General features: G+C 40.8%; 25 protein-coding genes. 18 read left to right on the forward strand and 7 right to left on the reverse strand.

Features of this window, described 5'->3' with window-relative positions; genetic code table 11:
* Positions 1-94: 94 nt before the first annotated feature.
* The 3 genes from AN392_RS15305 to AN392_RS15315 all read right to left on the reverse strand — a co-directional run bounded on the left by AN392_RS15305 (position 95) and on the right by AN392_RS15315 (position 3,392).
* The gene (locus tag AN392_RS15305; protein WP_054201740.1) at positions 95-1,027 is read right to left on the reverse strand and encodes an exopolyphosphatase; all 933 of its coding nucleotides are present in this window, start codon (positions 1,025-1,027) and stop codon (positions 95-97) included.
* 133 nt (positions 1,028-1,160) lie between these two features.
* The gene (locus AN392_RS15310) at positions 1,161-2,609 is read right to left on the reverse strand and encodes a dihydrolipoyl dehydrogenase (protein WP_055013195.1); all 1,449 of its coding nucleotides are present in this window, start codon (positions 2,607-2,609) and stop codon (positions 1,161-1,163) included.
* A 54-nt stretch (positions 2,610-2,663) separates the two neighbouring features.
* Complete coding sequence (locus AN392_RS15315; protein WP_008466566.1) at positions 2,664-3,392, reverse strand: glutathione peroxidase; 729 nt, start codon at positions 3,390-3,392, stop codon at positions 2,664-2,666.
* A gap of 113 nt (positions 3,393-3,505) precedes the next feature.
* Between AN392_RS15315 and AN392_RS15320 the strand changes: the two genes are divergently transcribed.
* Positions 3,506-4,405: a LysR substrate-binding domain-containing protein gene (locus tag AN392_RS15320; RefSeq protein WP_055013196.1), complete on the forward strand. Its 900-nt coding sequence runs from the start codon at positions 3,506-3,508 to the stop codon at positions 4,403-4,405.
* Here the strand turns inward: AN392_RS15320 and AN392_RS15325 are convergent.
* Entirely contained in the window at positions 4,402-5,589 is a 1,188-nt protein-coding gene (locus AN392_RS15325; protein WP_055013197.1) for a flagellar assembly protein T N-terminal domain-containing protein, read from the reverse strand. The two genes, AN392_RS15320 and AN392_RS15325, sit on opposite strands and share 4 nt — an antisense overlap.
* 139 nt (positions 5,590-5,728) lie before the next feature.
* Here AN392_RS15325 and AN392_RS15330 point away from each other — a divergent pair, with 139 nt between their 5' ends.
* Complete coding sequence (locus AN392_RS15330) at positions 5,729-6,187, forward strand: LPP20 family lipoprotein (protein WP_010387855.1); 459 nt, start codon at positions 5,729-5,731, stop codon at positions 6,185-6,187.
* Positions 6,188-6,258: 71 nt separating this feature from the next.
* Here AN392_RS15330 and flgN read toward each other — a convergent pair whose 3' ends face one another.
* From flgN to flgA, 3 genes are all read right to left on the reverse strand, one after another.
* Positions 6,259-6,690: a flagellar export chaperone FlgN gene (gene flgN, locus AN392_RS15335; RefSeq protein ID WP_041709680.1), complete on the reverse strand. Its 432-nt coding sequence runs from the start codon at positions 6,688-6,690 to the stop codon at positions 6,259-6,261.
* Complete coding sequence (flgM, locus tag AN392_RS15340) at positions 6,683-7,003, reverse strand: flagellar biosynthesis anti-sigma factor FlgM (protein ID WP_010387860.1); 321 nt, start codon at positions 7,001-7,003, stop codon at positions 6,683-6,685. The genes flgN and flgM overlap by 8 nt, the downstream gene beginning before the upstream one ends.
* Positions 7,004-7,078: 75 nt before the next feature.
* The gene (gene flgA, locus AN392_RS15345; RefSeq protein ID WP_075169689.1) at positions 7,079-7,786 is read right to left on the reverse strand and encodes a flagellar basal body P-ring formation chaperone FlgA; all 708 of its coding nucleotides are present in this window, start codon (positions 7,784-7,786) and stop codon (positions 7,079-7,081) included.
* Between the two features lie 138 nt (positions 7,787-7,924).
* Here flgA and AN392_RS15350 point away from each other — a divergent pair, with 138 nt between their 5' ends.
* The 16 genes from AN392_RS15350 (at position 7,925) to AN392_RS15425 (ending at position 24,424) form a co-directional block, all read left to right on the forward strand.
* Positions 7,925-8,857: a chemotaxis protein gene (locus tag AN392_RS15350; RefSeq protein WP_010387865.1), complete on the forward strand. Its 933-nt coding sequence runs from the start codon at positions 7,925-7,927 to the stop codon at positions 8,855-8,857.
* A gap of 20 nt (positions 8,858-8,877) precedes the next feature.
* Positions 8,878-9,708, forward strand: coding sequence for a protein-glutamate O-methyltransferase CheR (locus AN392_RS15355; protein WP_054201737.1), 831 nt, complete (start codon positions 8,878-8,880; stop codon positions 9,706-9,708).
* Between the two features lie 129 nt (positions 9,709-9,837).
* Positions 9,838-10,248 carry a flagellar basal body rod protein FlgB gene (gene flgB / locus AN392_RS15360; RefSeq protein WP_010387869.1) on the forward strand — a complete coding sequence of 137 codons (411 nt, stop codon included), beginning with the start codon at positions 9,838-9,840 and terminating at the stop codon, positions 10,246-10,248.
* Positions 10,249-10,250: 2 nt separating this feature from the next.
* Positions 10,251-10,682 (forward strand): flagellar basal body rod protein FlgC, encoded by a 432-nt coding sequence (gene flgC / locus AN392_RS15365; protein WP_008113068.1) that lies wholly within the window; start codon positions 10,251-10,253, stop codon positions 10,680-10,682.
* Positions 10,683-10,695: 13 nt separating this feature from the next.
* Positions 10,696-11,373: a flagellar hook assembly protein FlgD gene (locus AN392_RS15370; RefSeq protein WP_021033157.1), complete on the forward strand. Its 678-nt coding sequence runs from the start codon at positions 10,696-10,698 to the stop codon at positions 11,371-11,373.
* 57 nt (positions 11,374-11,430) lie between these two features.
* The gene (flgE, locus tag AN392_RS15375) at positions 11,431-12,753 is read left to right on the forward strand and encodes a flagellar hook protein FlgE (protein ID WP_010387877.1); all 1,323 of its coding nucleotides are present in this window, start codon (positions 11,431-11,433) and stop codon (positions 12,751-12,753) included.
* A 133-nt stretch (positions 12,754-12,886) separates the two neighbouring features.
* Positions 12,887-13,630: a flagellar basal body rod protein FlgF gene (locus tag AN392_RS15380; protein WP_010387878.1), complete on the forward strand. Its 744-nt coding sequence runs from the start codon at positions 12,887-12,889 to the stop codon at positions 13,628-13,630.
* Positions 13,631-13,651: 21 nt separating this feature from the next.
* A complete protein-coding gene (gene flgG / locus AN392_RS15385; RefSeq protein ID WP_010387879.1) occupies positions 13,652-14,440 on the forward strand; it encodes a flagellar basal-body rod protein FlgG in 789 nt (262 codons plus the stop codon).
* Positions 14,441-14,454: 14 nt separating this feature from the next.
* Entirely contained in the window at positions 14,455-15,138 is a 684-nt protein-coding gene (gene flgH, locus AN392_RS15390) for a flagellar basal body L-ring protein FlgH (RefSeq protein WP_010387881.1), read from the forward strand.
* A gap of 12 nt (positions 15,139-15,150) precedes the next feature.
* Positions 15,151-16,245 carry a flagellar basal body P-ring protein FlgI gene (locus AN392_RS15395; protein ID WP_008113075.1) on the forward strand — a complete coding sequence of 365 codons (1,095 nt, stop codon included), beginning with the start codon at positions 15,151-15,153 and terminating at the stop codon, positions 16,243-16,245.
* Positions 16,246-16,381: 136 nt separating this feature from the next.
* Positions 16,382-17,377 (forward strand): flagellar assembly peptidoglycan hydrolase FlgJ, encoded by a 996-nt coding sequence (gene flgJ / locus AN392_RS15400; RefSeq protein WP_055013198.1) that lies wholly within the window; start codon positions 16,382-16,384, stop codon positions 17,375-17,377.
* Between the two features lies 1 nt (position 17,378).
* Positions 17,379-19,385 carry a flagellar hook-associated protein FlgK gene (flgK, locus tag AN392_RS15405; protein ID WP_055013199.1) on the forward strand — a complete coding sequence of 669 codons (2,007 nt, stop codon included), beginning with the start codon at positions 17,379-17,381 and terminating at the stop codon, positions 19,383-19,385.
* Positions 19,386-19,387: 2 nt separating this feature from the next.
* Positions 19,388-20,647, forward strand: coding sequence for a flagellar hook-associated protein FlgL (gene flgL, locus AN392_RS15410; protein ID WP_055013200.1), 1,260 nt, complete (start codon positions 19,388-19,390; stop codon positions 20,645-20,647).
* A gap of 272 nt (positions 20,648-20,919) precedes the next feature.
* Positions 20,920-22,320, forward strand: coding sequence for a flagellin (locus AN392_RS15415; RefSeq protein ID WP_055013201.1), 1,401 nt, complete (start codon positions 20,920-20,922; stop codon positions 22,318-22,320).
* Between the two features lie 217 nt (positions 22,321-22,537).
* A complete protein-coding gene (locus AN392_RS15420; protein WP_010387889.1) occupies positions 22,538-23,938 on the forward strand; it encodes a flagellin in 1,401 nt (466 codons plus the stop codon).
* A 99-nt stretch (positions 23,939-24,037) separates the two neighbouring features.
* On the forward strand, positions 24,038-24,424 hold the full coding sequence (locus tag AN392_RS15425) for a flagellar protein FlaG (RefSeq protein WP_054201727.1): 387 nt from the start codon (positions 24,038-24,040) through the stop codon (positions 24,422-24,424).
* Positions 24,425-24,451: the final 27 nt, after the last annotated feature.

Consider the following 24,451-nt stretch of genomic DNA (forward strand, 5'->3'; position numbering starts at 1 on the left):
TAGCTGATAGCTGATAGCTGATAGCTGATAGCTGATAGCTGATAGCTGATAGCTGATAGCTGATAGCTGATAGCTGATAGCTGATAGCTAGTTCTTAACCATCACTAGTAATTGTAGCAATCAGCTCGCTCAATACCTGCTCAGCTTTGTCAGTTTCTACTTGGCAAGTACCGGCATTTAAATGGCCGCCGCCACCGTATTTAAGGCATAACTCGCCAACATTAGTATTTGAGCTGCGATTGGTGATTGATTTACCAATGGCGTACACCACGTTTTGCTTTTTAAGCCCCCACATTTTATGAATTGAGATATTACACTCGGGGAACATGGCATAAATAACAAAGCGATTAGTGGCGTAAATGGTTTCTTCTTCGGTTAAATTAAGGACCACTAAGTTGTCGTGTACTGATGAGCAGCGGTCTATTTGCTCTTTAGCTTGTGCGTTGTGCTCGTGATATAAAGCAACACGCTCGGCAACATCTTCCATTGCTAGTATTTGTTCTATGCTGTGATCTTTACAGGCGTCAATTAACTTCATCATTAACTGGTAATTAGAAATTTTGAATTCACGAAAACGGCCAAGCCCTGTGCGCGCATCCATAATAAAGTTCATCAGCACCCAATCTGTTGGGTTTAAAATTTCGTCTTTTGAAAATTGTGCAGAGTCCCCTTTATCAACCGCTTCCATCATATCAGTTGAAATATTAGGAAACTTCTCTGCGCCACCATAATAGTCATAAACAACGCGTGCTGCAGAGGGCGCATCTGGGTCAATAATATGGTTTTTTATATCGCTTTCGTTACGAACGGTTTCACTTAAGTGATGATCAAATGCAATATGACAACCGGCAACATAGGGGAGGTTAGTGGTAATGTCGTTGCTGGTAATGGCTATTTTACCGTCTTGCATATCTTTTGGATGCACAAATAAAATATCGTCGATTAAATCTAAATCTTTAAGTAATACGGCACACACTAGGCCGTCAAAATCGCTTCGAGTGACAAGTCTATATTTATTATTGCTCATTTTCGGTCCATTTTTGTTTGTTTATTAATCTGAGTGTAGCAGTTTAAACTCCATTTTATATACCAGTTTTTAACATAAAAAAAGCCAAAACAATGGTTTTGGCTTTGAGTAGCAAGTGTGTATTAGTGATGTGTTATGCGCCTGGGCCACATTCCATACAATGGTTAATAATGTCTGGGCCAAATTTTAATTTAGCGTTTAAATCACGTAGTGCAGTGCGTAGGCCTTCTTCAATAACAGGGTGATAAAAAGGCATATCAAGCATTTGTGGTACAGTCATTTTGTTTTGTACAGCCCATGCTAATAAATGAGCAATGTGCTCTGCTTGAGGGCCAATAAATTCAGCACCTAAAAATAAGCCGGTGCCGTGCTCGGCATACACACGCATGTGGCCTTTGTTTTTTAGCATAACGCGGCTACGGCCTTGGTTTTCAAAGCTGACTTCGCCTATTTCAAAGCAGTCACAGCTTCCTAATCGTTCGCTAATTTCTTTAAAGCTTTCACCAACCATAGCTATCTGTGGGTCACTAAATACGGCGGCAATTTTAGCTCTACGTAAACCCGCACGTACATGAGGGTAGCGGCCTGCGTTTTGCCCTGCGATTGTTCCTTGATCGGATGCTTCGTGAAGCAAAGGGATCATGTTACTAGCATCGCCAGCAATAAATATGTGGGAGTTGCCACATTGCATAGTGTGGGCATCAGCGAGTGGTACGCCACGTTCATCAAGCTCTATGCCGGTGTTTTCTAACCCTAGTTTATCGGTGTTAGGTACTCGCCCGGTTGCAGCCAGAACATAGTCAAACTGCTCGGTGTGTTTAACACCTTGTTTGTCGGTATAGGTTAGCTCTGCTTTATTACCTACTTGTTTCATATCTGAAACGTTTGAGTCGGTATCAACATAAAATTCTTCTGCGAATACGGTATTAGCGTAATCTTTAACTACTGGGTCGGTTAATGGGCCTATGGCACCACCTACACCAAAGAGTTTTACCTTTACCCCTAATCTATGCAACGCTTGGCCAATTTCAAGGCCTATAACGCCTGGGCCAAATACGGCTACTGATTCTGGTAAATCATCCCAGTCGAATACATCGTCATTAATAATCAGTCGGTCGCCAAAGTTATTAAATACGCCAGGGTAAGATGGGCGTGAACCTGTTGCTATTACAAAGCGTTTAGCAGTGATAATGGTGTGCTCATCTATTTGCACGCGGTTGGCGTCTAAAAACTGTGCATAGCCACGAATTTTATCTGCGCTAGGTATTTCATCTACGGCTTCTACTACGAATCCTGCAAAGCGATCGCGCTCACTTTTAACTCGTGCCATAACGGCTTTACCGTCAATAACCGGTTTTGAGCTGTGAACTCCAAAGGCAGGTGCCATTTCTATTGAGTGCGCGGCTTCTGCTGCAGCAATCAATAACTTACTTGGCATGCAACCAACACGTGCGCAGGTTGTACCGTATGGGCCTGATTCAATCATAAGTACGTTTTGAGTAAATTGTTTTGCATTACGGTAGGCACTTAAACCAGCAGTACCTGCACCTATAACAACAACGTCGGTTTGCAATTCTTTCATAGTGTTTTTCCTTTAATAAACAGGGGCGTTGCAGCCCCTGTTTTATTTACTTAATTAAGCAAAGTATTTTTCTAAATCGTCTGAGCCGCCAATGTGCTTACCGCCAATAAATACTTGTGGTACGGTTTCACGGCCCGATACCGCTTTAAGGCTGGTAAGTGATGCGCCAGCACCCATTACGATTTCTTCAAAAGCAAAGCCTTTAGCTGTAAGTAGCTCTTTTGCTTTTTTACAGAAAGGGCAGCCAGGCTTAGTAAATAGAGTAACCGCCTCTGGTTTTACTTGAGTTGGGTTGATGTAATCAAGCATAGTGTCGGCGTCTGATACTTCAAACGGGTCGCCTGGTAAATCTGGTTCGATGAACATCTTCTCTACTACGCCATCTTTAACCAGCATAGAGTATCTCCAGCTGCGCTTACCAAAACCTAAATCGTTTTTATCAACTAGCATACCCATGCCGTCAGTAAATTCGCCGTTACCATCTGGTAGTAAGGTAATGTTTTGCGCTTCTTGATGTTCAGCCCATGCGTTCATTACAAAGGTATCGTTTACTGATACACAAACAATGTCGTCAACGCCATTTTGTTTAAGTACACCAGCTAACTCGTTGTAGCGTGGTAGGTGAGTTGATGAACACGTTGGTGTAAATGCACCAGGTAGTGAAAACACAACGACTGTTTTGCCTTTAAAAATGTCATCAGTAGTTACTGATTTCCATTCGTCGTTTTGACGCGTTGCAAATGTAACGTTAGGGATTGTTTGACCTTCAATATTGTTTAACATGTTTTTAGTTCCTCTTGATTTGTTGATAGCCATTATGGCGAACAATTAAATATAGTTCCAATCGTTTGTTTGTATTAAACTGATAGGTATAAGCTATCAGGTTGGATGTGAATATGAACTTAAAAGATTTAGAATATGTAAAAGCCGTTGCGCATTTTAAACATTTTCGCAAAGCAGCCGACGCTTGCTTTGTAAGCCAGCCCACCTTGAGTGGGCAAATTAAAAAGCTAGAACAAGAATTAGGGGTTATCTTATTTGACCGTTCAACTAAGCACGTTACCTTAACAACCCAAGGTGAACGTTTGTTGACACAAATCACTCTTATATTAGAACAAACTCAAATATTAAAAGAACTGGCTGCTACTTCTAACCAACCGTTACAGGGCAAGCTGAGTATTGGTATTATTCCTACTATTGCCCCGTATTTACTACCTACACTGCTTACATCAATGAAAGCGGCATTTACTCAAAGTCAGTTTTCGTTTATTGAAATGCAAACTTCTACCATTTTAGCTGCGCTAGACAGTGGCGAGGTGGATTTTGCAATTTTAGCGGATGTACCTGAGCTAAAAAATTACCATACTATTAATATATATAAAGAAGACTTTTTAGTTGCGGTATCTGCTGATAACGCTTTAGCTGTAAATAAAAAGGTAGCACTGCAAGATCTTCAAGGTAGTAACCTATTAATGTTAAGTGATGGCCATTGCTTTAAAGATCAAGCCCAGCAGTTTTGTTTTTCGGCAGGAGTGGATGTTTCTAGCCAGTATCAAGGTAATAGCTTAGAAACCTTATTAGCGCTGGTGGCGATGGACGATGGGGTTACGTTTGTGCCAAAACTTGCTGCAATCCCTCGAGAGGGAATTCATTATTTGCCTATTTTTCCTAATCAGCAACGTAATATTGTATTGGCCTGTCGAAAGCACTACCCGCATTTATCTGGGGTTGAGCAGTTAGCAGATTGGTTAAGCGCTCACGATAATTTAAAAGTTAAGCTAACCCAAGCACTTTAGGGCGTTGCAACTTCCACAATATCGTTAATTTGTACGCCCGGTAAAGGCTGATCATTAATACTAACGGCAATGGCGCTGTGCTGATATAGCTGCTCTACACGAATACGGTTCAAAGTGGTTATAGTATGCGGCATGGTGTTGCCTTGCGCGTCTGTTAAATAATTATGATGAGCAATACTCAGTTGTTGGCCTTTTTCTAAGCCATGTGCCTTTCCTAAGTTAATGACGAGTTTATTATTTTCCATGTGCAAAATTTTGCCTTGGGTGGGTAGGCACGCCATGGCTGCTTGCAAATCGTAACTTAGGGTTTGGTTTATCTCACTAATACTTTGACCAAAAGGTGACTGCCAAAAACGATTACTGTTTACATCAATAATAGCTGTTTTTTCAAATGGCCAGATAGCTTGGCTTTGATAGCTTTGTTGCCACAAGGGCTCATAAGTAGTGCCATTAAATAAACTAAACTCTATTTGGTAGTGGCGCTGATAGCTTTCATCTTGCCAAAATGCATAGTCGCTATTGAGTTTATCGCTGGTGGATAAACTGGTAATTTGGCTCAGTAGCACATATTGTGCGTTACTGCGCGATGAAATTTCCTCTAACTGGCTGTTAGAGTAGTCATGTTGTTGATTAAAATAGGTATCGACTTTTATCGCTTTATTGAAATAGGCAACCGGTATAGCACTCATTTTTGATTTTTGCAGTGACGTGTAGATGTTTTTGCTTACTGCTTTATTAATGTCAAATATTTGACCCATTCTCGCTTGTTCGCGATTTGTTAATTGACTTTGCGTCACAGCTATAAATTTATTGAAGTTGCTTTGCGGGCATTGCTCGGTTTGTGCAAAAATATCTAGGCGTAAGGTAATCGCAAATTCATCATTGCTGCGGTTTTCGCTAACGAGCTCTATTTTTTGAATTTCGCCTTGGCTACTTATTTTTAGCTGATCTTGGGTTAAAACACCATCAACAAGTGTTTGCACCGAGCTCACCCGCGCACCAGAGAATACAAGGGCTTGGGTAATCGCATCTTTTATTGCAGCGGCCTTTGCACCGGGAATGTCGCTATTTTGAATAACCGCATGGCCTGTAGACTCATACCACTGAGCGTGGGTAAAAGGTGAAAACGTTAATACAGCAGTGGTGCTTAATCCTGCCAATACTGCTTTTAAAAACGACTTCATACTCTTACTCCAATTAAACGTTAGCGTTAATGAGTCTCAGCAAGTAATGTACCACTATTATTTGTTGTTACAGAATATAGATATCACTGGCATTAAACGTGCATAACTGAGTTTAATTAGTTTTTAAAGGCCCTGTATGATGCGAGTAATGCCATTAATGATCACATTAGGCTGCTTAACGTTAAGCGGTTGTAGCAATATATTTGATAAGCACGTTGAATATAAATATGTTGAGCCAAATAATTACCCTGTATTAAAAGCAATAGGGTACGCGCCCATTAGTTTGCAGTCGGGAAGTAATGACACTCAAAAACAGCTTATGGCGATTAAGGCCTCAAAGCTCGAGGCTTATCGTGAACTAACCGAACAAGTATACGGGCAAAAAATTACCGCAGGTACAACGGTTGCAGGCTCGGTTGCCCAAGATGATTATTTACAAAGCAAAGTACAAGGTATTATTAAAGGCGCACAAATTATAAAAACCTATGCCGTTAATGATATGTATATAACCGAGCTTGAGCTTAATATGAAACGCGTGCACGACTTGTACATAGGTGAGATAAAGCCACGGGAAGTGAAAAAAGTCACTTATTACTAAGCGACAAATTATTACCCATAAAAAAACGCCTAAACGAATTATCGTTTAGGCGTTTTTTTATGGGTATTTTTTTAGGCTTTTAGGTTACGCACAATACTGTTATCGGTATTTACAACGCTACCAGCTTGGTCGTAGGTCATTGATGAAGGTGCACCAATTAAAATACCTTTTAGCTGCTTTACACTTAACTGTGCCTGGTGCGCTGCATGAGCATTAACTTCATTTTGTTTTTGACATTGCTCAAGCTTAGTTCTGGTTAGCTTTATTAAGTCAGCGTTTTCATCTGTTTGCTGATCATTACTGGCAATCAGTTTACTGAGTTCTTTATCTAGGGTGCTTATGCTGGTTAAAAAAGACATTTTTTGTTGGGCAATTTCTTTTAAACCTTCGCCTCTTCGTGAGGCAATAGCATCAAGTTCTTGAGTAAGAAGCTCACTCAAGGTTGTTAAACAATTTATTTGTTCGTTTAGTTTAATCGTAATTAAACTATTGTGATCAGCCATAAACATTAAACTCGAAGTCTGCTAAATTTTTGGCAAGTTTCTCACTGTCTATTTGATACTTGCCTTCGGTAATCGCTTTTTTAAGCTCAGCAACTTTGTTGCTGTCAAAACCAGAAGACTGCTCTGCTTTTTCTTGTAAAGATTTTAATTGCTTGGCCTGCGGTGTTAAGCTCACCGAATCGCTTGCAGCTTTAGGTGAAGGCGTTTGCGCAGCTTGTGTATTTGCATTATCTCTTTTTAAATCAACTTTTTGCTGTTGAGTGTTTGTTAAAACACCAGGCTGTTGATTTGATTTGTTTACTTGACCGACCATGATAAAAACCCGTTTATTACCCAACTGATGCCTTTATATCGGCATTTACTAAAGATACTTTAGCATAAATTTACATTAAATATTTACCTGCACAGACTCTACACCATCTACTCGCGCATTTAAAACTTTACCTGTTTTTTTGTTTTCAACTCGTACTTGTTCACCTAAGGTTCCATCCTCTAATGCAACACCCGTGGTTTTTACTCTTAACCCTTTAATATTGGCAAAAATATTGACAGAGTCGCCTTTGCAAACCATACAAATTTGATTGAGTAGTACAGGCATACCTTCACGAATATTACGTTTACTGCGGCTACCAATAAGTTGCGCAGGATCATCAAGATACTGAACACGTATAAAGTGCGCAGGGCGCATATCAATACTTAAATGGGATGGAGTAATCACTTCACCTCGTGCTAAATTGGTAGTAGCAACTACAACAGGTGCTGATTCAGTGATTCTCACATGAACGTATTGTGCCCAGTTGTCACTATCGTTACATTTTATTTGAATGGTGACCTGACGATTAAATGGGGGCTCACTTGGCGTTACTAGCTCTAGCTCAGAGTTACACTGGCGATCGGGTATGCGGGTATCTAGCGGTAACGCGCTAAACTGTATTTTGTTGTCATTTGTAGTTACTGCTTTTTGAGCAACATAAGATACAGCCATTTCCTGTAGTGATTCTTTACTAAATACTTGAGCCTTCAGTGGCAAAGTGAAGCAGAGGCTAGCAAGAAAATAAAAAACACTGTATCTTCTGGTTTTTTTTAACAAACTCATAATGTTTCGACTATGCTTATGGTTGCAAACAGGGTATAAATATTTTGCGTCAGAATTTAGACGCCCCCGTTGTGTTATGACGCTTTATTAATTGAAAGCAATTATCGTTCCTTATATTTGTTTTCTTAGGAGATTTAAATGGCCGGTATTTTAGACTCAGTAAACCAACGTACTCAGTTGGTTGGGCAAAACCGCTTAGAGTTATTGTTATTTAAGCTTAACGGACGTCAGCGCTTTGGCATTAATGTGTTTAAGGTAAGAGAAGTTCTTCAATGCCCGCCATTAACCAGCATGCCAAAATCTAACGCTTACATTCGTGGTGTAGCACATATCCGTGGCCAAACAATCTCGGTAATTGACTTATCAATGGCAGTAGGTGGTCGTCCTATTAAAAGCATAGAAGATGGCTTTATTATTATTGCAGAATATAACCGTACAGTGCAGGGCTTTTTAGTTGGTGGTGTTGAGCGGATTGTTAATATGAACTGGGAAAAAATAATGCCACCGCCATCAGGAGCGGGCCGCTATTCTTATTTAACTGCCGTGACTGAAATTGAAAATGAGCTGGTTGAAATACTCGACGTAGAAAAGATCCTAAACGAAATTTGTCCTGTCAATACTACCGTGAGTGATGATGTTGCCTCGCAAGGTAATATACAAAAAGACTTAGGCGAAAGAATTGTATTTATTGCCGATGATTCGGCCGTGGCACGAAATCAGGTTAAACGAGCGTTAGAACCTTTAGGTGTAACTACTGAACTTGCTAAAAATGGTAAAGAAGCTTTAATAAGACTAAAAGAAATTGCAGAGCTTGATTGTGTTAACGATATTACAGAGCGAGTAGGGTTACTTATTTCAGATGTAGAAATGCCAGAAATGGATGGTTATACGCTCACTGCAGAAATTAAAGCAGATCCCAAACTTGCACCATTGCATGTGATTTTACACACATCGTTAAGTGGTGTGTTCAACCAAGCAATGATTGAAAAAGTAGGGGCTGACGATTTTATTGCAAAATTTAATCCAGACGAGCTTGCTACAGCCGTTAATAAGTGGGTTCATTGTGATTAATAAACATAGGTGTTATTGATTTGACTAATAAAGATTTGCAGCAAACAGAATACGATCAATTTCGCTTATTTTTAGAACAACAGTGCGGTATTGTTTTAGGTGAAAATAAGCAGTATTTGGTTAAAAGTCGCTTGGCACCATTAATGTCTCGATTTAATGTTGAATCGTTATCTGAACTGGTTAGCAAAACACTTGGCGTGCATGAGCGTCAATTGCGCGCTGCTGTTGTTGATGCCATGACAACCAACGAAACATTGTGGTTTAGAGATCAATACCCATTTGAGTTGCTCAAAACCAGATTATTCCCTGAATTTAAAGCGTTAAATAGGCCATTAAAAATATGGTCTGCTGCGAGCTCTTCAGGGCAAGAACCTTATTCAATTGCTATGTCGGTTGCTGAGTTTCAATCAAGTAGTCCTGGTGTTTTAAAAATGGGTGCACAAATAGTGGGTACTGACATCTCAAATACCATGCTGGATATGTGTAAACACGCCGAATATGATGCATTGGCACTGGCTCGCGGGCTATCTGCTGAGCGTCGTAAGAAGTTTTTTAAAGATAGCGGCAATGGTATGGCACAAGTGGTTGACTCATTGAAAAAGCAAGTGAGCTTTAGGCATTTAAATTTACTCGACTCGTACGCTTTGATGGGTAAGTTCGATATTATATTTTGCCGTAATGTTTTAATTTATTTTTCACCTGAGGTGAAAGCCAAAATAATTGCACAATTTTCTCAAGCACTTAACCCTAAGGGGTATTTATTTTTAGGTGCGTCGGAATCTATGTCTGGTTTGAGTACCGAATTTGATATGGTGCGTTGTAACCCCGGGATTATTTACCAAAAAAAATAACTACCGTTTACACCCCCCCCCCTCCTAAAAACGGCGCTATAGCGTCGTTTTTTGTTTTTATCGTCACTATTTTCATTGCTGGCTTACTTATTGCTTTATTGGTACTAAGTCAATTTTTTGGAGATAGTTATGGCTATCAGTTTTGATAAAGCATTAGGCGTGCATCCGCATGCGATGTTAATCCGTTCGCAAAGAGCAGAAATGCTCGCTACTAATATCGCAAATGCTGATACGCCCGGCTATAAAGCAAAAGATATCGACTTTGCCTCAGCATTAAAAACGGCAAAGTCTAACCAACTAAGCGGCAATACGATGGTAAGAACCAACGAAAAACACATTGCCGGTGGTACCCGTAGTGTAGGTGGAAATGAACTATTTCGTACGCCAAATCAAACAGATACAGGTGATGGTAACTCTGTTGATATACAAGTGGAACGGAACTTGTATACACAGAATGCTATGGAGTATCAGGCCAGTGTCCAGTTTCTTAATGGTAAATTTAAAGGCCTGAAAAAAGCCCTCGGTAGTCAAGGAGCCTAATTATGAGTTTATATAATGTGTTTGATATTGCAGGTTCGGGTATGAGCGCGCAAAACGTGCGATTAAATACCACCGCAAGTAATATCTCTAATGCCAATACAATTAGCTCTTCACAAAATGAAACGTACCGAGCGCGACAACCTGTATTTGCTGCGGAGCTAACAAAAGCGTCAGCGTCAGCAAGCAACCCACAGGGCTCTGCCGTTGGTGTGAAAGTGTTAGGAGTGGTTGAGAGTGATAAACCACTACAAATTGAATATAACCCAAACCACCCGAGTGCGGATGAAAATGGTTACATTTATAAACCCAACGTGAATGTTGTTGAGGAGATGGCAAATATGATTTCTGCGTCTCGCTCTTATCAGACAAATGTTCAAGTTGCTGATGCAGCTAAGCAAATGTTAAGTAAAACACTGCTGTTAGGTCAGCGGTAACTGAGGGTAGCTCATGAGTAACGATATTAGTACTTCTTCATCCTACATGGACTCTTTACGTTGGCAAGATAAGCAAGTGCCACAAAAAGAGGATAGTGATGCGTTAACCCAAGAAGATTTCTTTTCGTTGTTAACACAGCAGTTGTCATATCAAGATCCCAGCAAACCAGCTGATAACGATCAGATGATTGCACAAATGACAAACTTTACCATGGCTGAAGGAATATCAAATTTAAACTCTAATTTTGAGTCTTTAGCCGCGTCGATGACATCAAATTCGGCATTGCAAGCATCAACACTGGTTGGCAAACAAGCGCTGTTGGAATCGAATACACTTGAGCTTAATGAGTCGGGTGAATCAAGAGGTTCTGTTGTAGCTGAAAAGCCAGTCGATAGTTTAATGATCCGCATTGAAGATGCATCCGGGCAGTTGGTTAAAACTATAGATTTAGGCACTCAGCCCGCAGGAGCCATTCGCTTTGCATGGGATGGTAAAAATGAAGCGGGTGAACGGCTACCACCTGGTGAATACAACATCAAAGCAGAAGGTAGCACAAATGGGGAATTTTCAAGCCTTCCATTAGCTACATTCAAAAATATTGAAAGTGTTAATATTAATGGCTCAAGCGGCATTATTATTAACACAAAAGAAGGTGCGGTTAGGCTGACTGATGTCGCAGAAATCGCGTAATAGATTTTATGTATTTTTTAGCCATCGGGCTAAATACTTTTAGGTTAGAGGTTAATTATGAGCTTCAATATTGCATTAACAGGCCTTGCTGCCGCACAAAAAGATTTAGATGTTACCGCCAATAACATTGCCAACGTAAATACCACGGGCTTTAAAGAGTCTCGCGCTGAATTTGCTGATGTATACGCATCTTCGGTATTTAGCGCAGGTAAAACGAAAAATGGTGATGGTGTGCAAACCACCATGGTTGCTCAGCAGTTTCATCAAGGGTCGCTGCAGTTTACTAATAACTCACTGGATTTAGCGATCACAGGTGAGGGTTACTTTGCAACAAGTAATGACTTAGGCTCTTTAGATTTTAGTTATACTCGCGCAGGTGCGTTTAAGCTTAATAAAGACAACTTTGTAGTTGATGCTAAAGGAAACTTCTTACAGAGTTTTCCGGTGAATGAGGTTACAGGCAGTACCACTTCGGTTAGTTTAAGTACATCTTCTGCATTGCAAATACCTGATTCATCAGGCTCTCCGCGCTCTACTTCAAACGTATATACGTCGTTCAATGTTGATTCGCGTGACGATGTTATAGCTGTGCCATTTGATGCAACAGATGGCACTACTTATAACTCTTCGACTTCAACCACAGTTTACGACTCACTAGGTGAGCCGCATGTAATGCAGTTTTATTTTGTTAAAACTGCACCAAACGAATGGCAAGTGCATGGTACATTGGATCAAAAACCGTTTGATGCTACCGGTGCCGCAACGGCAACTCCAAGCCCACTTAGTACGTTTGGATTTAACGCAAGCGGTACGCCAGAAACAACCAATGGCGCACCTATTACAGGAAGTACCTTTGATGATGTAAATTTAAATACTGCTAACTTTTCAGGATTATTAACCAACGGTGCACAGTTTAATGACATTGCAATTCAGTGGCGCGACGAGGCAGGTACTGCAGGTAAAATACCTACTCAATATGCAAATCGATTTGAAGTAAAAGCACTTGAGCAAGATGGTGCGACAGTGGGTCGCTTAGCGGGTATTGACATTGGTACTGATGGAAAAGTCGTTGCATCGTACAGTAATGGCGACACTTCATATTTGGGTCAAGTAGCCATGGTTAGATTTGCAAACTCACAAGGTTTACAACAGGTGGGTGATACTTCATGGAAAAAAAGTTTAACCTCAGGTGAGCCTATAGCAGGAGAACCGGGAACAGGAACTTTAGGCAAAGTCAATTCTTCAGCGCTCGAGCAATCAAATACAAACTTAACCACAGAGCTGGTTGATTTGATTAGTGCGCAGCGTAACTTCCAAGCAAACTCTCGTGCGCTTGAAGTGAATTCAACGCTTCAACAAAATATCTTACAGATCCGATAATCATATTTTGATTTATAAAGGCTGCTTAATGCAGCCTTTTTTATTCCTCTCTTATAATCTTATTTATGCTTTAATTTAATCTGGCACTTATATTGCATTTACCCATATATAGATTTCTTAATGAGTCGATGTTATGGATAAAATGGTCTACATAGCGGCATCTGGCGCTAAACAAAGCATGCAAGGGCTTGCTCTTAAAGCCAATAATTTGGCAAATGCGAATACCACTGGGTTTAAATCTGATTTTGCGCAAGCGCGATCAATGCAGGCTTTCGGTGAAGGTTTGCCGACTCGTGTTTTTGCTATGCAAGAGCGCCCAGGATCTAACATGACATCGGGCGGTATTGTGGAAACAGGTCGCAGCCTTGATATCGCTATGAGCGATAACGCCTGGCTGAGTGTTCAGGATGCCTCTGGTAATGAAGCCTATACAAAAGTGGGCTCGTTAAATATCACTGCTGAAGGTATGTTGACTACCAGCGACGGTCGTCAAGTTATTGGCGAAGGTGGGCCTGTCATATTACCTGTACCGATTGAAAAAATTGAATTTAGCAAAGATGGCACTATTCAAGTTCGCCCTCAAGGTGCACCGGCTAACTTTTTAGAAGAAGTTGATCGCCTAAAAGTGGTTGATGCAAACAACGCCACGCTTGAGAAGGGTAACGATGGCTTATTTAGAGCTAAACCAGGCCAAATAGTTGAAACATCAGCCAATGTACAAGTATTAGGTGGCACATTAGAAAAATCGAATGTAAACCCAGTACATGAAATGGTCGATATGATCAGTCACCAACGCCAATTTGAATTACAAGTAAAACTGATGAAAACAGCTGAAGAGATTGACGAACGTCAAGAACAGCTGATGCGCATCGTTTAACTTTAACGTGAGGATATTATTATGAATCCAGCATTATGGATAAGTAAAACAGGGCTTGACGCTCAACAAACTGATATATCGGTTATATCAAATAACTTAGCGAACGCCAGTACAGTAGGTTACAAAAAAAGCCGCGCTATTTTTGAAGACTTGCTTTACCAAAATATTAATCAACCAGGCGGTCGCTCATCGCAAGACACCGAAATGCCGTCAGGCTTAATGCTTGGTGCGGGTACTAAGGTAGTGGCTAACCAAAAAAACTTTTCGCAAGGTAATATGCTCACTACTGAAAATTCATTAGATTGGATGATTTCTGGTCCTGGGTTTTTTGAAGTACTGCAACCAGATGGCAATATTGCATATTCGCGAAACGGCCAATTTACTACTGACGGTGACGGGCGTGTTGTGACCTCGGGTGCTGGTTATGTTGTTCAGCCTGAAATGAATGTACCTGACGATGCACAGTCGATCACCGTATCTCAAGATGGTGAAGTGTCAGTTCGCGTAAAAGGTCAGGCCGAAAACGTGGTTATTGGTCAGATCACGATTAGTGATTTTATTAATCCGTCGGGCCTTGAGCCTATAGGGCAAAACTTATATACCGAAACCGCGGTAAGTGGTGCGCCTGTTCAAGGTAATCCGGGTGTTGAAGGTTTAGGTACGATTATTCAAGGTTCACTTGAAACATCAAATGTAAATGTGACCGAAGAGTTAGTTAATTTGATTGAAACGCAGCGCGTTTATGAGATGAACTCAAAAGTTATCTCAGCCGTTGATGAAATGATGAGTTATATCAATCAACAGTTATAGTTTTGGGGGATTGTATGCGTAATATTATGTTATTTACAGTAGGAACTTTACTATTAAGTGGTTGTGTAGCTACACAAAATAATGAGGTAGTACAAGACGATCCCTATTATGCACCTATGTATCCAGAGCCTAATATGGAGCCAGTAGTCGCAACCGGCTCTTTGTTCAGTACTCAATTATCGAATGATCTTTATGCCGATAAAAAAGCACTGCGAACAGGCGATATCATTACTGTTAAATTACAAGAGTCGACCCAAGCGACTAAAGCAGCTAAAACAGAAACAGATAAAGAAACCGATGCCAGCCTCGACCCTGTTATTGGCTTAGGTGGTTTACCGGTAAATATTGGTGGCGATAGCATTCAATTTGGTATTGGCAGTGACTCCTCATTTAAAGGTGACTCAAAATCGAATCAATCAAACAGCTTAGTTGGCGATATTTCGGTTAACGTGATGCGAGTACTACCAAATGGTAATTTAGTGATTCGCGGTGAAAAATGGCTAACGTTAAACACCGGTGAAGAATTTATTCGCCTAGAAGGGTTAGTGCGCCCGCAAGATGTCAATGCTGATAATACTGTTGAGTCTAATCGAATTGCGAATGCGCGTATTCAATATTCAGGTAAGGGTCAAACTCAAGAGGCACAAAGCCCGGGTTGGTTAACGCGTTTCTTTAGCAGCTCATTGTTTCCCTTTTAGAGGACATTCGACATGAATGGTTTTAAAGTTTTTTGTTTTATGGTGCTACTAGGCTGGCAATTTACTGCCAGTGCTGAGCGAATTAAAGATGTGTCTATGGTCGAAGGGGTGCGCTCAAACCAATTAGTCGGGTATGGATTGGTAGTGGGTTTACCGGGAACTGGTGAGCAAAGCCGTTTTACCGAGCAAAGCTTTAAAGGCATGCTCAATAGTTTTGGTATTACGTTACCAGCTAGTTTAAAGCCAAAAATTAAAAATGTTGCAGCGGTTGCTGTTCATGCTGAACTCCCGCCATTTAGAAAGCCAGGGCAGACTATTGATATAACCGTATCATCGATTGGCAGTGCAGGCAGCTTGCGCGGTGGCACATTATTACAAACATTCTTAAAAGGGGTTGATGGTAATGTTTACGCCATCGCTCAAGGCAGTTTAATTGTAGGTGGCCTAGGTGCTGAGGGGCTTGATGGCAGTCGCGTTGTAATTAATACGCCAACGGTAGGACGCGTGCCAAATGGTGCAACCGTTGAGCGTGCTGTTAAAAGCCCATTTATGCAAAATGACTATATTACTTTTAATTTAAACCGCCCTGATTTTACTACTGCTAAACGTTTAGAGAAAACCATTAATGATTTAATTGGTCCAAATAGCGCTCAAGCACTCGATGCAGCCTCTATTCGCGTTATTGCCCCACGTGATGCCTCGCAGCGCGTATCGTATTTATCAACTCTTGAAAACTTAGAGTTTAAACCAGCGGATACTTCGGCAAAAATAATTGTTAACTCACGTACCGGCACCATTGTTATAGGTAAAAATGTAAAATTACAACCTGCGGCAATTACCCACGGTGGTTTAACAGTAACGATTGCGGAACAACAAAATGTAGCGCAGCCAAATCCTTTAGCAGAGGGTGAAACCGTGGTTACTCAGCAAAGTATTATTGATGTTAATCAAGATGATTCACGCGCTTTTGTATTTGACCCTGGTGTAAGTCTTGATGACTTAGTACGTGCAATTAATGAAGTAGGAGCTGCCCCGGGTGATTTAATGGCTATTCTTGAAGCGCTCAAAGAAGCCGGTGCAATTAACGGTCAGCTTGTTGTAATTTAGTTTTATAAGACTCTAAGCCCTAGGGCCTAGGGTCTTTAACCCTTAACCTTTCACCCTTAACCTTTCATCGCTACTCTTCTTTTGGCTCAATTATTGCATTGCTTTAGATATTATTAATTATTGTGTCAAAAAGCTGATGGAAACAAATCATCTAGATAAACAAAACTTTTTTGATTTAGGCAACTTAGACTCTTTGCGTCGAGATGCTCTAAACAGCGGTGATGCATCAACCGATGCATCTAAAGCGGCGTTAAAAAAAGCAGCGGCACAATTTGAAGCTATTTTCACCCAAATGCTGCTTAAAAGTATGCGCAAAGCCAATGAAGCTTTCGAAGATAAAGAAAGCCCGTTTAATGCTAGTGGCGTGAAGTTTTTTGAAGAAATGCACGACCAACAGATGGCTACCGAGCTTTCATCAAATGGCTCTTTGGGTCTTGCAGATTTAATTGTGCAGCAATTATCGCCAGATGGAAAAAACTTTATGCCAGGCTCTGTTCTTCGCACAAAGTCAGATTTCTTTAGTGACCAACGTGCGGGTGGCACCTTACCTCATCAAGAAAACCAAAAGGTCACTGAAAAAGTACCGCTCGTTGATTCAGCTGAAAAAAGTGAACAAAACATAGCGTCTGGCACATTTGAAAATGCTGAGGAGTTTGTAAGCACCGTGTGGGAACACGCAAAAACAGCGGCTAAAAAAATTGGTTTAAATCCGGCGGTTATGGTCGCACAAGCAGCATTAGAAACTGGCTGGGGTAAACATATTATTAGTAAAGGTGATGGAAATAGCTCAAACAATTTATTCAATATTAAGTCAGATAAAAGTTGGCAGGGTGAAAAGGCCAGTAAAGTCACTTTAGAGTTTGAGCAAGGTGCTGCTGTTAAAAAGCAAGCAAGCTTTAGATCGTATGATTCGATAAAAGATAGCGTGAATGATTTTGTGGATTTTTTAACACAGAACCCGCGCTATCAAGATGCATTAAACAATACGGCAAAGCCGCATAAATTTTTAGACTCTTTACAGAAAGCTGGTTATGCAACCGATCCTAACTATGCAGACAAAATAAAAAGAGTGCTGAACAGTAACGAATTGAAGAATATCGCCACAAGCGTGATCCGCCAGGGAGTAGAGTAACATGTCGTTTAATTTATTAAACATTGCTAATTCAGGAATAAGAGCAAACTCTGAGTTATTGCAAACGACAAGTAAAAACATTGCAAATGTTAATACCGAAGGGTATGTACGTGAGCGCACCGAATTTACCACCATGATTGATAATCAGGTAGGCCGTGGTCAAACGTATCGTTTATTGAATGAGTTTGCGCAAAAGCAATTAAACCGAGATACTTCAAATAAAAGCTTTTTTGATCAATTTGTTAGTGAAGCGAGTCGGGTTGATCAAATTTTTTCAGAAAAATCAAACAGCTTATCAACTAGTATCAACTCAATGTTTAATAACGTGCAAGAAGCTCTTAATCAACCTTCATCAACAGTTGCGCGTTCGTTGGTGATGAGTGATGCGCAAAACCTGATTGATCAAATGGATCGACTAGCAGGTATCGTTTCAGAGCAAAAAGCAGTGGTTAATGAGCAATTAGAAATTTTTTCAGAAGAGGCGAATACGTTAATCGAAAGTATTAGTTCGTTAAATCAAGAAATTGCGGGTGTTCATGGTACTAAAAACGAAGCCGATGCGAGCTCAGCTTACAATGAGCGTGATAAAGCAATACGTGATTTATCTGAGCTGATTGATATAGAAACACTTGATGGCCCTAATGGTGAAAAACAAGTGTTTATGGGAACAGGTGAAGCGGTTGTTATGCAAAATGGGGCATTTAACTTATTTTCGATCAGTGGCGATCCTGATACTAATTTTAAAGAGCTACGCTTAGATGTAAATGGCGGTAAGGCTGTGCCACTAGATATAGACCCTACTAAACTCAAAGGTAAAATTGGCGGTTTATTGGCATTTAGAGACGATATTTTGGTGCCTGCACAAAATCAAATAGGCCAGATGGGTATTGCGCTTGCTGATTCGTTTAATCAGCAAAACCGTTTAGGTATGGATGCAAACGGTGAGCTCGGAGGGGATATTTTTGATATCCCAACGGTCAGTGCTTTTGTTTATCAAGCAAACACCGGAGCAGCTAATATGTCAGCAACCGTTGAGGCAGGTAAAGGCAGTGAACTGCCAGCCAGTGACTTTGTGATTACATATACAGGTAATCCTAACGAAGTAAGTATTCAGCCAATTGATAATAAAGGTGAACCTTTAGGCACAGCCTCTTTAGCAACTATCCCACCCAGTGGCATTATCGATTCAGCAGCTATCACCAGCGGGGAGTCGTTTGGTTTAGAGCTAAACGTAACCGGAGCCGGTAATGTCGGTGACCAATTTCAGGTAAAACTTAATAGTGGCGCGGCAGGTAATATATCGCTGACAACAGGTCGGGGCGAAGACATTGCATTGGCCTCTCCAATTAGAACAGCAGACGGCCTTGATAATACAGGCACAGGCAGTATTTCACCGGGTAATGTGAGCGATGTAACTACTGGCAGTTTTAGTAATCCTTTGGATTTAGCAAATGGCCCTATAAGCATTGTTAAAACAGCCAATGCTAACGAATATCAACTTACTGATGGTAATGGCACAACTACGTTTACGGTTACACCGCCTGCTAACAATATACTCGCTCAAGCCGGGCCACCATACGATGGTTATGGCTTTGATTTTAATATTGAAGGCGTACCAGCAACGGGCGATACCTTTAATTTAGAATTTAATGAAGGCGGTTTTGATGATAACCGCAATGGTCAAAAACTTGCTGACTTACAAAACACCGATTTAGTACGTCAAAATGTAGTGGCGAGCGCCTCAGCTGATAATCATAAAACGTTGAATCAAGCCTATGCTGGGTTAGTAACCGATGTTGGTGTAGTAACCAGTCAAGCAAAAACCAACGGGGCTGCATTCGACGCTTTAGCACAACAATCAGAAGCCTGGTACGAATCGTTGTCGGGCGTAAACTTAGATGAAGAGGCGGCTAATTTGCTGCGTTTCCAGCAATCTTATGCTGCATCAGCTCAAGTATTAACTGCAGCGAGAGCTATTTTTGACACCTTATTGAGTGCGGCGAGGTAATTATGCGTTTATCAAATAATTTAATGTATCAAAGTCAAATTAATAAAATTTTAGATAATCAACAGGGCGTTGCAGGCGCTTTAGAGCGAGCAAACACAGGTCAAAAGTATTTGAGTACCTCTGAAAACCCAGCTGCTATATCGCAAGGGATGTTGTACACCAATAAAATAGAAACCAATGAGCAGTTAACTAAAAATATAAAGCAGCTAAATGGTCGCTTATCAACCGAAGAAAGCATACTTAAAGGTATGAACGACACTATTTTAGAGGCGCAAATGCTAACCATACGAGCGGGCAATGGTTCGTTAGGTCAAAGTGATTTGGCTTCAGTTGCCAGTGAACTAAAAGAATTGCAAAAATCGCTGCTTAACTTAATGAATAGTCAATCAGAAGGGGGGAAATACCTATTCTCTGGCTATCAAGACGATATTCAAACCTATACATTTAATAGCACTAATGGCAAATACGAATACCAAGGCGATCAAGGCCAGCATGAAGTGACGATCGCAAAAGGGGTTGAGATCAAGTCAAGTGATAATGGTTTTAATGTATTTGAACGAGTTGATGCACGTCTTGATGTCGTGTCGAATGATGGATCGCCATCAGGCGGCATTACCGCAGGGACTGTTTATGTTGAAAACCAAGGCGAGTTTGATCGCTTTCATAAAGATAATTATAACTCAGACCCAGATCCGCTTATTTCTCCAACGATCAATACCTATAACGTTAATGTTATCCCTGGTGCAACGCCTTCAGCGCCTGATCAATATGAAATATTACGCGATGGTAATCCTCTAGTACCACCTGTTACTGGTGAAGTAACCGATGAGCCGATTGAATTTGCCGGTATGGAAATTCAACTTGAAGGTGTAGCCCCCGGCCAACTTGATTTTACCCTTGAAAAGCCAGGTAAAGAAAATGTACTTAATACGCTGGAAGATCTGATCACTAGTCTAAATAATGAACAACTTGATGGAGCGCAAATTAACCAAGCGTTATCGGATGGGTTAATTCAGCTTAAAAATGCCAGTGAGCAAATTGTGTTTACTCAGGCTGGTCTTGGTGGGCGTATGAACGTGGTGGAGCGTGTGACCGATTCAAACAGTGCTTTAGATATTAATAATCAAGACAACAGAGCGAGCTTAATTGAAATTGATCCTGCTGCAGCCATTAGTGAACTCGCGAAACAGGAGGCAGGTTTAGACAGATCGATGGCGACTTTTGGTCGCTTGGCTAAACTTTCATTATTCGATTATTTATAAATACCATCCAAGGCAGGTTATTACTTTAACAAAAATAGGTAATAACTTGCCTTAACAAGGCGGCAAAAAACTGTCACCCCTTTTTTCTCTTCTGTCAAAAAAACGCTAGCCCTCAATTTAAAGCCGCAATAAACCCAATTTAGTTGTTATAAAACAGGGGTTTAACTTTTTTTTGTTAGTTGGCACAACTAATGCATTTAGCTAGTCATAGAAAGTGTGGTTTTGCTTAAATATTTTGAACCACATTCTGATTGAAACTAGGAGATGGTAAAATGGCTTTAAGCGTAAATACAAATGTTGCATCACTTAATGGGCAACGCAATCTATCTAAATCTAGCATGGCACTTGAAACCTCAATGCAGAGACTATCATCTGGTTTGCGTATTAATAGCGCAAAAGACGATGCTGCAGGTTTACAAATTGCCAACCGACTAACTTCTCAGGTTAATGGCCTAACGGTTGCTCAGCGTAATGCCAACGATGGTATTTCAATGGCGCAAACCGCTGAGGGTGCGATGCAAGAGTCTGCAAACATCTTACAACGTATGCGTGACTTATCACTGCAATCAGCGAATGGTTCAAACAGTGCAGTTGACCGTGCATCCCTGCAAAAAGAAGTGGCAGCCCTGCAACAAGAGCTCACTCGAATTGCAGATACTACTAAATTTGGTGGCACCAGCTTACTTGACGGTACATTTGGTACTAAACAGTTTCAGGTAGGTGCTAATGCCAATGAAACCATTAATGTAAGCTTACGTAATGTTGCTGCCGATGCCATTGGTTCTAATGAAATTGATGGGCCAGGCACTGTATTTGGTGTAGTTGCCGCAGGCAGTATGGCCGCTAACGAAGTTGTCGCTGCTGGTTCACTAAATATTAATGGTACTGATGTGGCTTTCGGGGCCAATGATGGCGCCGATGGGGTTGCTAATAAGATTAATTCAGCCGCGTCAGGCGTTACAGCCGAGGCTCGCTTAGAGGTAGTTATTGGTGGAGTAACAAACCTTGATAATGCAACAATTAATATTGGTGATGATAACTATGATTTAGGCACATATGGTGGCGAAATGGCTCGTTTAGCTGAAGATATGGTTGCTGATGGTTATGATGCAGTTTACGACTCTGATGCTGGAACGATTACGCTAAAAGCAACGGGTGTTGATGGTATTGAATCTGTTATGGATGCAGGTACTCCAGCTGGTGGATTAACGTTTGACGGAACTGCTGCAGCTACAGCGGCGGCTTCAAAAACGTCAGAAATTAATTTGTCATCACCAAATAAAATTGGTATCTCAAATGATGGTTCAGCGAATGAGCTAGAGATGTTTAATGGCGCATTGAGTGAGTTATCATCGGTTGAAGCGATAGATATTAGTGGTACAACTAGTGAGGGGGCTCAATCGGCAATTCAAACAATTGATGCTGCATTGGCGCAAATAGATACTCAGCGTGCCGATTTAGGTGCGGTGCAAAACCGTTTTGGCTTTACTATTGCCAACCTTGCTAACGTATCTGAAAACGTGTCAGCTTCGCGTAGCCGTATTCAAGATACCGATTACGCGCTTGAAACCGCAACGTTAACTAAAAACCAAATCATGCAACAAGCCGGTACTACTATTTTGTCTCAGGCAAACCAGTTACCACAGGCCGCATTAAGTCTTTTAGGTGGCTAATACCCGCTAACTATAAAAGAGCCAAGCGATATTGCTTGGCTTTTTTGTTTGTATTTCAATCAACTAAAAGTTTTTATTATTTTTTTAAAAAAAAAGCTAAAGGTAATTTTATAACGGCCGTTAACTTAATTAGAACGGAGCTTGAACAGATTTTTATTGTGATGGCTCTTGGTTAAAATCAATTAGTTACATTACGAAAGTAATCAGGAGTTATAACATGGCTTTATCAGTAAATACTAACGTTGCATCACTAAATGCACAAAGAAATTTATCAAAATCTAGCGATGCGTTAGGTACATCAATGCAACGCCTTTCATCTGGTATGAAAATCAATAGCGCGAAAGATGATGCGGCAGGTCTACAAATTGCTAACCGTCTTTCTTCACAAATTAATGGTTTAGGTGTTGCTCAGCGTAACGCTAACGATGGTATCTCAATGTCGCAAACTGCTGAGGGTGCGATGCAAGAGTCATCAAACATCTTACAACGTATGCGTGATCTATCTCTACAATCAGCAAATGGTTCAAACGATGCTAACGCTCGTGCGGCACTACAAAAAGAAGTTGGTGCATTACAGCAAGAGCTTACTCGTATCGCTGAAACGACTAAATTTGGTGGTACAAGCTTACTAGATGGTTCGTTCGGTACTAAACAATTCCAAGTAGGTTCAAACGCTAACGAAACAATTAACGTAACTTTGCGTGATGTATCAGCAGATGCGCTTGGTGCAAATGAAATTGATGGTGCTGGTTCTGTATTTGGCGCAGTAGCTGCAGCTGGTGACATGGCTACAAATGAAGCTATAACAGCAGGCACACTAAATATTAATGGTGTCGATGTTACTCTTGGGGCTAATGATGGTGCTGATGGTGCTGCAGCAAAAATAAATGCTGCTGCTACAGGCGTAGTTGCTGAAGCTCGCTTAGAAGTAACTATTGCTGGTATCACTAATACAGATAACGCAACAATCAATGTTGGCGATGACAACTATGATTTAGGTACCTACGGTGGTGATATGGCTCGCTTAGCTGAGGATATGGTTGCCGATGGGTATGATGCAGTTTACGATTCTGATGCTGGTGAAATTACACTTAAAGCAACAGGTGTGGATGGTATTGAATCTGTTATGGATGCAGGTACTCCAGCTGGTGGTTTAACATTTGATGGAGTAACTGCATCTACAGCAACGGCTTCAAAAACATCAGAAATAAACTTATCATCACCGAACAAAATTGGTATTTCTAATGATGGAACTGCCGATGAAACTGAATTATTTAGTGCTTCTACAAGCTCTTTGACATCAGTTGAAACTATTGATATTTCTGGGGCAACAAGTCAAGGTGCACAAGATGCAATTCAAACAATTGATGCGGCGCTTGCGCAAATTGATGCACAACGAGCAGACTTAGGTGCGGTTCAAAACCGTTTTGGCTTCACTATTGCTAACCTTTCAAACGTATCAGAAAACGTGTCGGCTTCTAAAAGTCGTATCGAAGATACAGATTATGCTGCAGAAACAGCTAAACTAACTAAGAACCAGATTATGCAACAGGCTGGTACAACAATCTTAGCTCAGTCTAACCAGTTACCACAGGCAGCACTTAGCTTATTAGGTTAATTTAACAATAAGCTCTATACTTAACTACTAAGGAAGGGGCAACCCTTCCTTTCTTGTATAGGTATAAAGCTTTATATCGCTTTATAGTAGGAGCGAATTATGGAAACGCAAAGTTTAAATCTAAATATCAGCTCAGCGCAAAAAGGTGAGGTTACCTCAAGTTACCAAACCCCATCACAAGTTAAGCAAAATGCTGATGAACAAAAGAATACACCCATCACCACCACTGCAAGTAATAGTGAAGTTTCTGAAACAGAGTTATCACCTGAAAAACTAGAGAAGGTGGTACAGCAATTGCAGGACTTTATGGGCGAAATGAACCGTAGTCTACAGTTTAAAGTGGATGAGGATTCTGGCCGTAATGTTATTAAGGTGATTGATAAAGAAAGTGGTGATTTAGTTAAGCAGTATCCTTCTGAAGAAGTGTTAGGAATTGTTGCTAAATTAGCGGAAGCCACTGGCGTGTTAGTTGATTTTAAAGTTTAGTTTGAGCAATTTAAGAGGGTAAGTATT

The organism is Pseudoalteromonas sp. P1-16-1b (assembly GCF_001401785.1).
Taxonomy (GTDB): domain Bacteria; phylum Pseudomonadota; class Gammaproteobacteria; order Enterobacterales; family Alteromonadaceae; genus Pseudoalteromonas; species Pseudoalteromonas undina.